At 54.9% G+C, this 14,827-nt stretch carries 14 protein-coding genes and 2 tRNA genes; 8 read left to right on the forward strand and 8 right to left on the reverse strand.

Annotation, left to right across the window (positions count from 1 at the left end; translation table 11 throughout):
• Positions 1 to 3: 3 nt before the first annotated feature.
• The 7 genes from radA to rpsF all read right to left on the reverse strand — a co-directional run bounded on the left by radA (position 4) and on the right by rpsF (position 5,301).
• Entirely contained in the window at positions 4 to 1,359 is a 1,356-nt protein-coding gene (gene radA / locus WC392_09570; protein MFA5242605.1) for a DNA repair protein RadA, read from the reverse strand.
• 2 nt (positions 1,360 to 1,361) lie between these two features.
• On the reverse strand, positions 1,362 to 2,426 hold the full coding sequence (alr, locus tag WC392_09575; GenBank protein ID MFA5242606.1) for an alanine racemase: 1,065 nt from the start codon (positions 2,424 to 2,426) through the stop codon (positions 1,362 to 1,364).
• A gap of 4 nt (positions 2,427 to 2,430) precedes the next feature.
• The gene (gene dnaB, locus WC392_09580) at positions 2,431 to 3,798 is read right to left on the reverse strand and encodes a replicative DNA helicase (GenBank protein MFA5242607.1); all 1,368 of its coding nucleotides are present in this window, start codon (positions 3,796 to 3,798) and stop codon (positions 2,431 to 2,433) included.
• Between the two features lie 119 nt (positions 3,799 to 3,917).
• Complete coding sequence (gene rplI, locus WC392_09585; protein ID MFA5242608.1) at positions 3,918 to 4,367, reverse strand: 50S ribosomal protein L9; 450 nt, start codon at positions 4,365 to 4,367, stop codon at positions 3,918 to 3,920.
• A gap of 9 nt (positions 4,368 to 4,376) precedes the next feature.
• A complete protein-coding gene (gene rpsR / locus WC392_09590) occupies positions 4,377 to 4,604 on the reverse strand; it encodes a 30S ribosomal protein S18 (GenBank protein MFA5242609.1) in 228 nt (75 codons plus the stop codon).
• 13 nt (positions 4,605 to 4,617) lie between these two features.
• Entirely contained in the window at positions 4,618 to 4,920 is a 303-nt protein-coding gene (gene priB, locus WC392_09595; GenBank protein ID MFA5242610.1) for a primosomal replication protein N, read from the reverse strand.
• Complete coding sequence (gene rpsF / locus WC392_09600; GenBank protein MFA5242611.1) at positions 4,921 to 5,301, reverse strand: 30S ribosomal protein S6; 381 nt, start codon at positions 5,299 to 5,301, stop codon at positions 4,921 to 4,923.
• 264 nt (positions 5,302 to 5,565) lie between these two features.
• Between rpsF and tig the strand changes: the two genes are divergently transcribed.
• From tig to WC392_09640, 8 genes are all read left to right on the forward strand, one after another.
• Positions 5,566 to 6,864: a trigger factor gene (tig, locus tag WC392_09605; protein MFA5242612.1), complete on the forward strand. Its 1,299-nt coding sequence runs from the start codon at positions 5,566 to 5,568 to the stop codon at positions 6,862 to 6,864.
• Positions 6,865 to 7,494: an ATP-dependent Clp endopeptidase proteolytic subunit ClpP gene (clpP, locus tag WC392_09610; protein MFA5242613.1), complete on the forward strand. Its 630-nt coding sequence runs from the start codon at positions 6,865 to 6,867 to the stop codon at positions 7,492 to 7,494. It abuts the gene before it with no gap.
• Between the two features lie 40 nt (positions 7,495 to 7,534).
• On the forward strand, positions 7,535 to 8,791 hold the full coding sequence (clpX, locus tag WC392_09615; GenBank protein MFA5242614.1) for an ATP-dependent Clp protease ATP-binding subunit ClpX: 1,257 nt from the start codon (positions 7,535 to 7,537) through the stop codon (positions 8,789 to 8,791).
• 149 nt (positions 8,792 to 8,940) lie between these two features.
• Entirely contained in the window at positions 8,941 to 11,361 is a 2,421-nt protein-coding gene (gene lon, locus WC392_09620) for an endopeptidase La (GenBank protein MFA5242615.1), read from the forward strand.
• A gap of 110 nt (positions 11,362 to 11,471) precedes the next feature.
• Entirely contained in the window at positions 11,472 to 11,744 is a 273-nt protein-coding gene (locus WC392_09625; protein MFA5242616.1) for an HU family DNA-binding protein, read from the forward strand.
• Positions 11,745 to 11,792: 48 nt separating this feature from the next.
• Positions 11,793 to 11,868: transfer RNA gene (locus tag WC392_09630), tRNA-Val, on the forward strand.
• A gap of 18 nt (positions 11,869 to 11,886) precedes the next feature.
• Positions 11,887 to 11,963 (forward strand) — tRNA-Asp (locus WC392_09635).
• A 93-nt stretch (positions 11,964 to 12,056) separates the two neighbouring features.
• Entirely contained in the window at positions 12,057 to 13,964 is a 1,908-nt protein-coding gene (locus WC392_09640) for a SurA N-terminal domain-containing protein (GenBank protein ID MFA5242617.1), read from the forward strand.
• On the opposite strand, the gene serB is transcribed toward WC392_09640, so the two are convergent.
• The gene (gene serB, locus WC392_09645) at positions 13,930 to 14,814 is read right to left on the reverse strand and encodes a phosphoserine phosphatase SerB (GenBank protein ID MFA5242618.1); all 885 of its coding nucleotides are present in this window, start codon (positions 14,812 to 14,814) and stop codon (positions 13,930 to 13,932) included. The two genes, WC392_09640 and serB, sit on opposite strands and share 35 nt — an antisense overlap.
• Between the last annotated feature and the right edge of the window lie 13 nt (positions 14,815 to 14,827).

The following is a 14,827-nucleotide window of genomic DNA, read 5'->3' on the forward strand; positions in this document are numbered from 1 at the left end:
TATTTAGCCCCGGCAATAATCAACGGCCTGTTCCAGCCGTTCCACTGCGGTAATCTCCATGCCGGAGATCGCCTGTTTGGGTTTGTTGCCTTTGGGCACGACCGCGTGAGTGAAACCCAGCTTGGCGGCTTCCTTGAGGCGCTCCTGCCCGCGCTGTACCGGGCGGATTTCACCAGCCAGGCCGATTTCTCCGAACACCACCAGCTTGCCCGGCAGCGGCCGGTTTTTGAGCGAAGAAACAATGGCCAGCAACACCGCCAGATCCGCCGCCGGCTCTGTGATCTTGACACCGCCCACGGCGTTGACGAATACATCCTGATCAAAGCAGGCAATCCCGGCATGGCGGTGCAGCACTGCGAGCAGCATGGCCAGGCGGTTCTGCTCCAGACCCACCGAAAGGCGGCGCGGGTTGGGCGCATGGGCCTCATCCACCAGCGCCTGGATTTCTACCAGCAAGGGCCGGGTGCCTTCCTGCGTGACCATGACGCACGAGCCGGCGACATCCTGCCCGTGGTGTGAGAGGAACAAGGCCGACGGGTTGCTGACTTCGCGCAGTCCTTTTTCGGTCATCGCAAAGACGCCCAGTTCATTGACCGCGCCAAAGCGGTTCTTGAAAGCGCGCACCAGGCGAAAACTGGAATTGTTGTCGCCTTCGAAATAGAGCACGGTGTCGACAATGTGTTCCAGCACGCGGGGGCCTGCCAGCGCTCCTTCCTTGGTGACATGGCCGACCAGGATTACGGCAGTGCCCGATTGCTTGGCGAAGCGCGTCAGTTGGGCCGCGCACTCGCGCACCTGAGCCACACTGCCGGGGGCGGATTGCAGCGCCTCTGAGTACACGGTCTGGATTGAGTCAATTACGGCTACTACAGGTTTATGTGTCGCCAGAGTGGCGAGTATCTTCTCCAGGCTGATTTCCGCCAGCAATTGGACGGATTTGGCTTCCAGTGCGAGGCGCTTGGCGCGCGATGCGATCTGCTGCGCGGATTCCTCGCCGCTGACGTAGAGCACCTTGTTGCGCTTGCTCAGATGGCATAGCGCCTGCAATAACAAGGTGGATTTGCCGATACCCGGGTCGCCGCCGATCAGGACCACGGCGCCCTGAACCAGTCCGCCGCCCAGCACCCGATCGAATTCTGCGATGCCGGTTGGTTCGCGCGGGACTTCCTGGGCCTCGACCTCGCTCAGGCTTTGCACCTTGCTGGTTACGGAAAGGGCGTTATAGCGGTTGCCCGCGGCGCTTTCGGCGACAGTTTCCAGCAGCGTGTTCCATGCCGTGCAGTGCGGGCACTGCCCCTGCCACTTGGGCGACTGGCCGCCACATTCGGTGCAGGTGTAGATGGACTTGGCCTTGGCCATGGCTATTCGATCCCGGTCATGGGGACGCGCGCTGCGACTGCGCATAGCAACTCGTAGCCGATCGTGCCCGCGGCTGTGGCAATTTCATCCACCGGCAGGTCGTCACCCCACAGAGTAACGGGCATGCCGATTCGGGCATCAGGAATGCCGCTCAAGTCCACCGTGAGCATATCCATCGAAACCCGTCCGATGATGCGGCTTTGCTGCCCATCGACCAGAACCGGCGTACCGCTGGGTGCGTGGCGTGGATAACCGTCGGCATAACCGCAGGCCACCGTGCCGATGCGCATGGCGCTTGGCGCACAGAAGGTGCCTCCATAGCCCACTCTGGTGCCAGCTGGAATGTCACGCATGGCGATGACTTCGCTGGAAAGCGTCATGGCGGGTTTGAGGCCAAGTTCTGAAGATGTCTGGTGGCTCATGGGAGAAGCGCCGTAAAGCATGATGCCGGGACGGACCCAGTCATCATGGGCTTCCGGGTAGCTTAGCAGCGCAGCGGAATTGGACAGGCTGCGGGGCAGATGCAGGCCATGTGTGATGGCATTGAATAGCGTGAGTTGATCTGTAATGCCATTTTTTTCATCAGCGCGGGCAAAATGGGTCATCAGCGTCACTTTGGCACCCATCTGTTGCAGGTTTTGCAGTGCCGCAGGCAATTCGTCTGGCTGGAAGCCAAGGCGGTTCATGCCCGTGTTGATTTTAAGCCAAGCCTGAATCGGTGTGGCGATGGATGCCTGCAGCAAGGCCTCAATCTGCCACTGCGCATGAATTACCGTGGATAGCCCATGCTGAACCAGCAGGGGTATTTCGTTTGCGCTGAAAAATCCTTCCAGCAGCAATATGTCCTGCCCGAATCCTGCGTCGCGCAGGGCGATAGCCTCTGCCAGGTTAAGCACTGCAAATCCGTCTGCCGCCTCCAGTGCCTTCGCCACCCGCAGCATGCCGTGGCCGTAGCCATTGGCCTTGATCACGGCCATGAGGCGTGCGCGCGGCGCATGCCTGCGGGCAATGCCCAGATTGTGACGCAGCGCGGAAAGATTCACGGTGGCACGAATCGGGCGCGGCATGGGCTTAGTAGTCTCCACCGCCGTGGGCGTAGTTCTCGAAGCGGGTATATTCACCGATGAAAGTCATTCTTACGGTGCCGATGGGGCCGTTACGCTGTTTGCCGATAATGATTTCAGCACTTCCTTTCTCGGGGGAGTCCGGGTTGTAGACTTCGTCGCGGTAGATGAACAGAATTACGTCGGCATCTTGCTCGATAGCGCCGGATTCGCGCAGATCGGACATGACCGGACGCTTGTTGGGGCGCTGTTCGAGGCTGCGGTTAAGCTGGGAAAGCGCGATGACCGGCACTTCCAGTTCCTTCGCCAGCGCCTTGAGTGAGCGGGATATCTCGGAAATTTCCGTGGCGCGGTTCTCGCCACCGCCACTGCCGCTCATGAGTTGCAGGTAATCGATAATAATCAAGCCCAGCTTGCCGCACTGGCGGTGCAAGCGGCGCGCACGCGCTCTAAGTTCAAGCGCGGTGAGCGCGCCGCTCTCGTCGATGTGAATCGGCGCGTCGTTGAGCTTGCCCACGGCATTGGTCAGGCGCAACCAGTCCTCATCCTGCAGCCGGCCGGTGCGAATTTTTTGCTGATCCAGTTTGCCCACCGAGCCGATCATACGCATGGCCAGTTGAGAGCCGCCCATTTCCATGCTGAAAATGGCAACCGGCAAGCCGGTGTTCAGTGCAACATTTTCGCCAATATTGATGGAAAAGGCTGTTTTTCCCATACTGGGGCGGCCTGCCACGATGATCAGGTCGCCGGGCTGCAGGCCGGATGTTTTCTGGTCAAGATCGTGAAATCCGGTGGGGATACCGGTAACTTCATTGGGGTTGTCGCGCTGGAACAGTTCGTCGATACGTTCAACAACCTGGATTAACAAAGGTTGGATTTCAACGAAACCCTGCTTGCCGCGCGCATTGGCTTCGGCAATTTCAAATACCTTGGCTTCTGCTTCGTCCAGCAATTGTCCGGCGCTTCGGCCCACCGGGTTGTAAGCGCTGTCAGAGATGGCTGTGCCGACTTCTGAGAGTTTGCGCATAACCCCGCGGTCACGCACGATTTCAGCATAGCGCTTGATGTTGGACGCACTCGGGGTGTTTTGCGCCAGTGCGGCGAGGTAGGCAAGTCCGCCCGCGTTATTCAGTTCAGCGCTATTTTCCAGCGCTTCGGATACCGTGATGACGTCTGCAGGCCTGCCGCCTTCAAGCAATCTGAAAATGTGGCGGAAAATCAGGCGGTGGTCGTGGCGGTAGAAATCGCTTTCAGCCACAACATCGGCAATCCGGTCCCAGGCGCTGTTGTCCAGCAGCAGGCCGCCGAGCACGGACTGTTCCGCTTCAATGGAATGCGGCGGGAGTTTGATGGCGTCGAGTTGTGCATCGCTCATGGAATGATATTACTCAGACTAAAACCGGAAGTTTCCGGGTTCGCGGGTGAATTGGCAAGGCTTGGGGGGCAATAAAAAAAGGGCTGTTGCCAGCCCTTTTTTTGTTTTTTTCTGAACGATCAGGCTGCAGCGACAACAGATACCGTAATGCTTGCGGTTATATCGGCATGCAGGGACAGATCAACAGGGAAATCACCAACTTGTTTCAGGGGGCCGTCAGGCAGACGCACTTCGGATTTCGCAACTTCAAGACCCTGGGCCTTGAGTGCTTCCGAAATGTCGCTGGTGGTGACGGAGCCGAACAAACGACCATCCACGCCCGCTTTCTGGGCAATTTGCACGGTCACGCCGTTGATCTTTTCGCCACGCGCTTGTGCCTGGGCATGAATTTCAGCCTGAATTTTTTCGAGTTCGGCGCGCCTGGTTTCGAATTCGGCCAGGTTGGCTGGCGTTGCGCGCTTGGCTTTCTTTTGCGGGATCAGAAAATTGCGGCCATAGCCATCCTTGACTTTGACAACATCACCCAGTTGGCCCAGGTTGGCCAGTTTTTCCAGAAGAATAACTTGCATGATTTCTCCTTAGTGCTGGTCTGTATAGGGCATCAGGGCCAGGAAGCGGGCGCGCTTGATGGCGGTGCCCAGCTGGCGCTGGTAGCGGGCTTTGGTCCCGGTGATACGGGCCGGAATGATCTTGCCGTTTTCGGACACGAAATCCTTGAGCAGATCCACATCCTTGTAATCGATTTCCTTGATGCCTTCAACCGTGAAGCGGCAGAAGCGCTTGCGGCGGAACATTTGACGTGCCATTTTATTTACCTCTTTAAATTTCTATCAGTTCAATTCTGTTTGCATGCAATACCAGTTGCGTACTGTTGCGGCTTTTCCTGGCCAGGAACCCCTGAATCCTGATTCCATCTTCCACTTTGCAGCGGACGGTCTGTTGTGCCAGTTCACCCAGCGCTACGACCTGCACTTCACATTCGACATCGCGTTCCATCCCCGCTTCGACTTGCCTGGAGCTGTGCCCCAGCGTCAGATTCAGTGCCGGAATGCCTGCTGGTGTATAACGCAGCGGGTCGATTGTAAGGATTTTGCCACTCAGTACGATCCGGTTGCCAGACACTTAGGCCGCGGCAACTGCAGGAGCAGCCTGACCCTCGCCCTGGGATTGCAGTGAGCGCGATTTCTCTTCCTTCATCATCGGGGAGGCGGTGGTCATCGCTTCCTTCATGCTGACCATGAGGTAACGCAGAACTGCATCGTTGAAGCGGAAGGCGTGCTCCAGTTCGTCCAGGGTTTCCTGGTCGCATTCGATATTCATAAGGACGTAGTGTGCCTTGTGAATTTTCTGGATCGGGTAAGCCAGCTGGCGGCGGCCCCAGTCTTCAAGGCGGTGGATGTTGCCGCTCTTGGCCGTAACCAGGCCGCGGTAACGTTCGACCATGCCCGGAACCTGTTCACTCTGGTCGGGATGGACGATAAAAACGATTTCGTAATGGCGCATGCATACTCCTTGTGGGTTAAAGCCTTTCGCCATGCGGGACGATAAGGCAAGGTGGAAAAACAGGCAATTGTACCAAATTCCCAAGAACAATCAAGTTTCCATTGTGTATTCTGTATCTGGGTGTCCGGTGCGGCCATGGCCGTTTTGGTTGCTTATGCTATACTGGAAAATTATTTGTTTTGTGTGGTTTGGCGGTGCGCCTAGCCTGAATTAAAGCCATGAATTTGAACCCCGAATTTTAAGTGATATTAAGGAATGTTGAAGATGCAAACGGAAAATGTGAACCCGCTGGAAAAAACTCTGAATCTTGCCGTTTCCTTGGTGCAATTCGAAGCTGATGTGGCAAAGCGCCTGAAACAGGTGGCGCGCACAGTCAAAATGCAGGGATTCCGTCCCGGCAAGGTTCCCATGAAAATGGTAGAACAGCAGCACGGCGGGCAAGTGCGTCAGGAAGTGCTGGGCGAATCGGTACAGAAGAGCTTTTCTGATGCAGTACAGCAGAGCCAGTTGAGGGTTGCCGGCTATCCGCGCATCGAACCCAAGGCTGATCAGGGTGCGGGCGAGTCCATGGAGTTCACGGCGACCTTCGAGGTTTATCCGGAAGTTGTGCTGGGTGATATCAGTGCAAGCCTGATTGAGCGTCCATCCGTCACCATTGGCGACGAGGAAGTGAACAAAACTCTCGAAATTCTGCGCAAGCAGCGGGTTGCTTATCAAGCCGTTGATCGGGCCGCAGCAACTGACGATCGCGTGAACGTGGATTATCGCGGTACGCTGGATGATGTCGAATTTCCAGGCGGTCAGGCCAAGGGGTTCAACCTGGTTCTGGGCGAAGGGCGTACGCTCCCCGATTTTGAAGGCCAGTTTGTGGGCATGAAAGCTGGTGAAACCAAAAAATTTGATCTGACCTTCCCTGAGGAATATCACTCAAAGGAACTGGCCGGCAAGGGTGTGACCTTCGAGGTGACGCTGAACGTAGTGGAAGAAGCAAAATTGCCGGAAATTGATGCTGATTTTGCCAGGAGCATGGGTGTGGCGGATGGCGATGTGACAAAGATGCGCGATGAAATTCGTGCCAGTCTGGAACGCGAAGGCAAGAAACGGGTTCAGGAGAAGGTTAAAACGCAGGTGATGGAGTCTCTGCTTGAGGCCACGAAATTGGCTTTGCCAACCGCCCTGGTCGAAATGGAAATCGAGCGTCTGATGGAGCAAATGCGCCAAAGCATGTCTTCTCACGGCGTTAAGGTGATGGATGGCATGCAGTCGCCCGAATTGCACCGCGATCAGGCCAAGCGCCGTGTTGCCTTGGGCTTGATTTTGGCGGAAGTGGTCAAATCTAATAAGCTCAATGCAAAGCCTGAGCAGATTCAGGCGCAGATTGTTGAAGTGGCTCAAAGCTACGAAGATCCGGAGTCGGTGATTAAGTATTTTTACTCCAATCCGCAGCAATTGGCAGAGATAGAGTCCCTGGTGCTGGAAGGTAATGTGGTCGAATGGGCCCTGACACAGGCGCAAGTTGTGGACAAGTCGATCGTTTTTGATGAATTGATGGGAAAAAAATAAATGAATGAAATGAGCAACTGGGATCCGCAAAGCCTCGGTTACATTCCGATGGTGATCGAGCAGAGTGGTCGTGGCGAGCGCGCCTACGATATTTACTCGCGCCTGCTGAAGGAACGGGTGGTTTTTCTGGTTGGCCCTGTCAATGAAATGAGTGCCAATCTTGTCGTAGCCCAGTTGCTGTTCCTTGAATCAGAAAATCCTGATAAAGACATTTATCTTTATATCAATTCTCCCGGTGGTTCGGTTACAGCAGGCATGGCGATCTACGACACCATGCAGTTCATCAAGCCCGACGTTTCAACCCTGTGCATTGGCCAGGCTGCCAGCATGGGCGCTTTGCTGCTGACGGCGGGAGCGCCGGGCAAGCGCTACAGTCTGCCCAGTTCGCGCATGATGATTCACCAGCCGTTGGGTGGGTTTCAGGGACAGGCTTCAGATATCGAGATCCATGCCAGGGAAATTCTCTATCTGCGTCAGAAGCTTAACGAGATACTCGCGAAACATACCGGTCAGACAGTCAAGGCCATTGAAAAAGATACTGACCGGGATAACTTCATGAGTGCGGAGCAGTCGGTGAAGTATGGCCTGGTGGATAAAGTACTTGTCAATCGCACAGAAGTTGCGGCTTAATAAAGCCGTGAAACGCTTGACTATTGGGGATTAGGAAACAATGGCAAAAGACTCAGGCAGTGAAAAGTTGCTCTATTGTTCATTTTGCGGCAAGAGCCAGCACGAGGTGCGCAAGCTGATTGCAGGGCCTTCGGTTTTTATCTGCGATGAATGCGTGGATCTCTGCAACGACATCATCCGCGAGGAAATCCGCGGCGAACAGTCCACCAAGGGTGGGGCAGATGACTTGCCGGTACCGCAGGAAATCAATCAGATCCTGGATGAATATGTGATCGGCCAGGCGCAGGCCAAGCGCATTTTGTCGGTGGCGGTGTACAACCATTACAAGCGTTTGAAAAACCAGAACAAGAATGACGAGGTTGAGCTGGCCAAGAGCAATATCCTGTTGATCGGTCCGACGGGCTCGGGCAAGACTTTGCTGGCCCAAACCCTGGCACGCCTGCTCAATGTCCCGTTTGTCATGGCGGATGCCACCACACTGACCGAAGCCGGTTATGTCGGTGAGGACGTCGAAAACATTATTCAGAAATTGCTGCAAAAATGTGATTACGACATCGAGAAGGCGCAGCGCGGTATTGTCTACATTGATGAAATCGACAAGATTTCGCGCAAGTCCGACAATCCGTCCATTACCCGTGATGTATCGGGCGAAGGCGTGCAGCAGGCCCTGCTGAAGCTGATCGAGGGGACCGTTGCTTCGATACCGCCGCAAGGTGGCCGCAAACATCCCAATCAGGAATTTGTGCAGGTGGACACCACCAACATCCTGTTTGTCTGTGGCGGGGCTTTCAGCGGACTGGAAAAGGTGATCAGTAACCGTTCCGAAAAAGGCGGTATTGGTTTTGGCGCCGAAGTGAAGAGCAAGGATAACAGCAAGGATATCGGTGAAGTGTTGCGCGAAGTGGAGCCTGAGGATCTGATCAAGTTTGGCTTGATTCCGGAGTTCGTTGGCCGTTTGCCTGTAGTCGCAACGCTTGAGGAGCTGGATGAATCTGCCATGATTCGTATCCTGACCGAACCCAAAAACGCGCTTACCAAGCAATATCAGAAATTGTTTGACATGGAAGGCGTGGAGCTCGAGTTCCGTGACGGCGCGCTGGATGCCATTGCCAAAAAGGCATTGGCCCGCAAAACGGGTGCACGTGGATTGCGCTCCATTCTGGAGCACGCACTGCTTGACACCATGTATGATTTGCCATCCATGTCCAACGTCAGCAAGGTTGTAGTGGATGATGGTGTGGTCAATGGCGCAAGCAAACCACTCATGATTTACGCAGATCAACCTCAGGCTGCCTGATTGATGTTGTCCGGAAGCGCGCTTGTGCTTCCGGAATTTCCCTTTGCCATACCCCCGGCTTGCTGTGGTTTATTTTCCTGTTCAGCTTGAAATTTCCGGACCTCTCCTTAATTATTAAACAATCTGGCATTTATTAAGGCGCATATTCCATGTCGTTACAAACGCACGAACCGCTCTCCAGCACCGTAAAACTACCCTTGTTGCCTCTGCGCGACGTGGTAGTGTTTCCGCACATGGTGATTCCCCTCTTCGTGGGCCGGCCAAAATCCATCAAGGCGCTTGAGGCAGCCATGGAATCGGGCAAGCATATCCTGCTGGTGGCGCAGAAATCAGCAGCCAAGGATGAGCCGACCCTGGACGATCTGTACAGCATCGGTAGTGTTGCCAGCATATTGCAGATGCTGAAACTGCCCGATGGCACAGTCAAGGTGCTGGTGGAAGGCAATCAGCGCGCCGAAGTGACCGAGTTTTTCGACGATGACGCCTATTTTTCTGCCCAGGCTGACGTGGTTCCGGCTCCTCCTGAAAACGATAATGAAACCGAAGCGATGATGCGCAGTGTTTTTGCCCAGTTTGATCAATACGTCAAGCTGAACAAGAAAATCCCGCCCGAGATCCTGACTTCCCTGGCCAGCATTGATGAGGCCGGTCGCCTGGCTGACACCATTGCCGCACATCTGCCCCTGAAGCTGGAACAGAAGCAGCATGTGCTGGAAATGTTCCCGGTGCGCGAGCGTCTGGAGCACCTGCTGGGCCAGCTGGATTCCGAAATCGATATCCTTCAGGTCGAAAAGCGCATCCGTGGCCGGGTCAAACGCCAGATGGAAAAGAGCCAGCGCGAGTATTACCTCAACGAACAGGTCAAGGCGATCCAGAAAGAACTGGGTGATCTGGATGAGGGCGCTGACCTGGACGAGCTGGAGAAAAAAATCAAGGCTGCGCAGATGCCAAAGGAAGCCAAGGCCAAGGCGGATGCGGAACTCAAAAAACTCAAGCTGATGTCGCCGATGTCGGCCGAGGCAACGGTAGTACGCAATTACATTGATGTTCTGGTCGGATTGCCGTGGAAGAAGAAAACCAAGATCAGCAAGGATCTGGCCGCTGCCGAAGCAGTTCTGGAAGAAGATCATTACGGCCTGGAGAAGGTGAAGGAACGGATTGTCGAGTATCTTGCCGTGCAGCAGCGCGTGGACAAGCTCAAGGCGCCGATTCTGTGCCTGGTCGGGCCTCCTGGCGTGGGCAAGACCTCGCTCGGTCAGTCCATCGCCCGCGCGACCAACCGCAAGTTTGTGCGCATGGCTCTGGGTGGCGTACGCGACGAGTCCGAGATTCGCGGCCACCGTCGCACCTATATCGGCTCCATGCCGGGCAAGATATTGCAAAGCATGAGCAAGGTGGCGGTGCGCAATCCGCTGTTCCTGCTGGATGAAGTCGACAAGATGGGCATGGATTTCCGGGGCGATCCCTCGTCTGCGCTGCTGGAAGTGCTCGACCCGGAGCAGAACCATACGTTTGTCGACCATTACGTCGAAGTGGAGTACGACCTCTCCGATGTGATGTTTGTCGCTACTTCCAATACCATGAACATTCCGGCACCTTTGCTGGATCGCATGGAAGTGATCCGTCTTTCCGGCTATACCGAAGACGAGAAGGTCAATATCGCCATGCGCTATCTGCTGACCAAGCAGCTCAAGACGCATGGGCTGAAGGACACGGAAATCAGCGTTCCGGAAAGCGCGGTCCGGGACATCGTGCGCTACTACACGCGTGAGGCTGGTGTGCGCAGTCTGGAACGGGAGATTGCCAAAATCTGCCGCAAGGTGGTGAAGGAGTTGCTGCTCAAGAATGGTGGCAAGAAAGTATCCATTACCACGCGCAACCTCGACAAATATCTTGGTGTGCAGCGCTTTACCTTTGGCGTGGCGGAGCAGCATAACCAGATTGGGCAAGTGACCGGGCTGGCGTGGACCGAAGTGGGCGGTGAACTGCTGACCATCGAAGGGGTGGCCCTGCCTGGAAAAGGCAAGATGACAACCACCGGCAAGCTGGGCGAGGTGATGCAGGAATCCATTCAGGCGGCTCTTTCCGTGGTGCGCAGCCGCGCCCGTTCCTTGGGCATCGCGGAAGATTTCTACCAGAAAAACGATATCCATATCCACCTGCCGGAAGGCGCGACGCCCAAGGACGGGCCGAGCGCAGGTATAGCGCTGACTACGGCGATGGTTTCCATTCTGACCGGTATTCCAGTGAGGGCGGATGTGGCGATGACCGGTGAAATTACTCTGCGTGGCGAGGTTTTGCCTATCGGGGGGCTGAAAGAGAAGTTGCTGGCGGCACACCGTGGCGGCATTAAGACTGTCCTGATCCCGCAGGAGAACGTCAAGGATCTGGTGGAAATCCCTGACAACATCAAGGGTAAGCTGGAAATTCATCCGGTCAAATGGATAGATCAAGTCCTTGATATTGCACTGGAAAGAAAGCCAGAGGCGCTGCCGGAGAAGATGGAGGAGGTTACGCCGCTTCCGGCTGTTGCAGAGGAAGCGTCGGTCTCCGCTGCAATCAAACATTAAATTATTTGACATGAAACTTCGTAGAACCGCTTGACACAAGGTTTTGCGGCTTGATATAAAGCGGTTGCTGGACTGTTTGTAACATCAACCAAACTGAAAGGGGACTACACGTGAACAAATCTGAGCTGATTGACGCGATCGCTAAAGATGCTGACATGTCCAAGGCTGCTGCTGGCCGCGCTCTGGATGCTGCTGTTGCTGCTGTAAAGGGTGCCATGAAAAAAGGCGATATGGTGACCCTGGTTGGTTTCGGTACCTTCTACGTAGGTAAGCGTGCTGCGCGTAACGGACGCAATCCGCGCACCGGCGCCACCATCAAGATCAAGGCTGCCAAGACTCCTAAATTTAGGGCTGGTAAAGCGCTCAAGGATGCTGTAAACTAGCGGCTCTTTGATTTTGAGAGGTTTCAAAACCTCAAGTTGAAAATCATAGGGTGCTTAGCTCAGTTGGTAGAGCGTCGCCCTTACAAGGCGAATGTCGGCGGTTCGACCCCGTCAGCACCCACCAGTTGTATTTAAGGTTTATGGAGTGGTAGTTCAGTTGGTTAGAATACCGGCCTGTCACGCCGGGGGTCGCGGGTTCGAGTCCCGTCCACTCCGCCAAACAAGGGTGAACTTCGGTTCACCCTTTTTTCTTTCTTGCAGCCAAATCAAACCGGCTTCGTCCAATCGGGAAGCCGTTTACGGGTTAAAACTATGCTAGAAGTCATTCGCGAACATGCTCAAGGCAAAATTGCCAAAGCCATTCTGGTCCTGATTACCATTCCCTTCGCTTTATGGGGTGTTGATTCCTATATGACGGGCGGCGGTGGCGGCCAGGTGGTCGCCAAGGTGGGCGGGCAGGAAATTTCGCAAAATGAATTTTCCCAGGCGCTGAGGGACCAGCAAGAGCAGATGCGCACTGCGCTGGGCAAGAGCTTTGACCCTGCGATGATGGATAATCCGGAGATACGCAAATCGGTCCTGGATGGATTGGTCAATCAGCGTGTCATGCTGGCTGATGCAACACAGGATGGTCTGGCTGTTACCGATGCCCAGCTTGCCAGATTTATCGCCGGGATTGAGGCTTTCCAGGAAAACGGAACCTTTTCCAATGCGCGTTACGAGTCGGTGTTGCGTCAGCAAAACATGACTGTCGGCATGTTCGAACATCGCCTGCGTCAGGATCTACTGTTGCAGACGGCTCAGGCAGGCGTGATTCGCAATGCGTTTATTCCAAAAACGGTTGCGGAGAATCTGGTGCGTATCAACGAGCAACAACGTGAAACGAGTCAGGCGCTAATCCAGATCGAGCAGTTCATGCCTCAAGCCAGAATCGAAGCGACTGCAATCAAGGATTATTATGAAAAAAATCGGGATGAATTCAAGCTCCCTGAACAGGCTCGCCTCGAATATGTTGTGCTGTCGGCAGAAAATCTGGTAGCGCAGCTTACTGTGAGTGAAGAAGAAATTGCAGCCTATTACAAGGAGCATGCAAGCCAATTTGGGCAGATGGAAGAGCGTCAGGCCAGCCATATACTGATTGGTATGGCTGCAACAGCCAGCGCCGCTGAAAAAACCGCTGCGCTGGAAAAGGCGCGCAAGGTTTTGCAGGAAGCCAAACAGAATCCGGATAATTTTGCGCAGCTGGCCAAACAGTATTCGCAGGATACCGGCTCTGCGGCCCAAGGCGGTGACCTGGGTTATTTTGGCCGTGGTGCGATGGTCAAGCCTTTCGACGACGCAACTTTCAATATGAAGGCGGGTGAAATCAGCGATCTGGTGCAATCGGATTTCGGCTATCACATTATCAAGCTGGCTGCGATCAAGCCCGCCCAATTGCGCTCGCTGCAAGATGTGCATGATGAAATCACCCAGGAATTAAAAAAACAGAAAGCCGGCAAGAAATTTGCCGAGAATGCCGAGAATTTCAGCAACCTGGTCTATGAGCAAGGGGATAGCCTCACACCGGTAGCTCAGCAACTCGGACTCAAGATCGGGCAGAGCGACTGGGTTACCCGGATGGCGAGCGAAACCCCGCTGCTCAACAATCCCAAGCTGTTGCAGGCTGTGTTTGCTGAGGAAGTGCTGAAGAACAAACGCAACACCGAAGCGATCGAGGTTGTGCCCAATACGCTGGTGGCAGCCCGCCTGCTGGAATATAAAGCCGCCAGCGTGAAACCACTGGAAGAAGTTGCTGCTGCGCTGGGCCAGCGCTTGCAGCGCCAGCAGGCTTCTGCATTGGCTGTGAAATGGGGCAAGGATGCTTTGGCCAAGTTGCAGCAGGGTAATACGCCAGATGGTTTGAACTGGAGCCCTGCGCAGCTTGTTAGCCGTTCCAGACCGGCTGATCTGGGGCCGGAGGTACTGAAGGAATCTTTCCGGGCAAAAGCTGACAAGCTGCCTGCTTACGCCGGTGTCGAAAACAAGCAGGGGGGCTACACCCTGATCAAGGTATCAAAGCTGATTGAGGCTGGCACACTGGAAGAAGGCCGCAGGCAGGCTTATGCGCAACGTTTTTCCAGCATGCTGGAGCGTGAATATGCTGCGGCTTACCTTGCTGGTCTTAAGCAAAAAACCAAAGTCGAGATCAGGAAGGACGCTCTGGAGAAGACTGAACGTTGATCTTCCGGGGTAACTCGAACAGGTTGAGAACCCCGGCCAGACCAACGAAGTTCAACGCGCAAGTGGCCTGCTCGCGGACTAGCGCTTTGGCATGGTAGGCAATACCCATGCCCGCCATGCCCAGCATAGGGAGATCATTGGCGCCGTCACCAATGGCGATGACTTGCTCGCGCCGCAGGCCCAGGGCAATTCTATACTCATCGAGAGCGCTCGCTTTCCCCGCCGCATCGATCAGTTTGCCGCTGATTTCCCCTGTAAAATGCCCGTCATAAATCCCGATCCGGTTGCAAACTACATTATCAAGCCCTAGCCTGGATTTAAGCCGCTCGGCAAAATATTCAAAACCGCTGGTGATAAGCACCGTTTTCAAGCCAAGCCGTTGCAATTCCTTTATCAAACATTCCGCTCCAGGATTAAGCCGAAGTTTCTGCTGGTAAACAGTTTCCAGCGCTGTCACAGGCAGGTTTTTTAGCAATGCAACGCGCTGGCGGAAGCTGGTTTCGAAGTCGATTTCGCCGCGCATGGCGCGTTCGGTGAGCGGGATGATCTGTTCACTGACGCCAGCAATAACTGCGAGTTCGTCGATAGTCTCAATATCGATGAGAGTGGAGTCCATGTCAAAAGCCACCAGCCCGAAGTGCGCAAGTTGACGGGCGTCAGGGACCAATGCGCAATCGAGTTGATGTTCGAGACAGAATTCATGCAGGGCAAGGCTTAGGCTTCCGCCATGAAAACGGAAGACTGGCTGATTCTCAATGCGGCTATGGCTGGTGCAGCAGGTGAGACGGGTCAGTTGATCGAGGAATGGAGTGGGGCCGGACACACCCTGAATGACGATGCTTTCACTCATGGCGTGTCCGTTG

The sequence above is a fragment of the Sulfuricella sp. genome, assembly GCA_041651995.1.
Lineage (GTDB): Bacteria > Pseudomonadota > Gammaproteobacteria > Burkholderiales > Sulfuricellaceae > Sulfurimicrobium.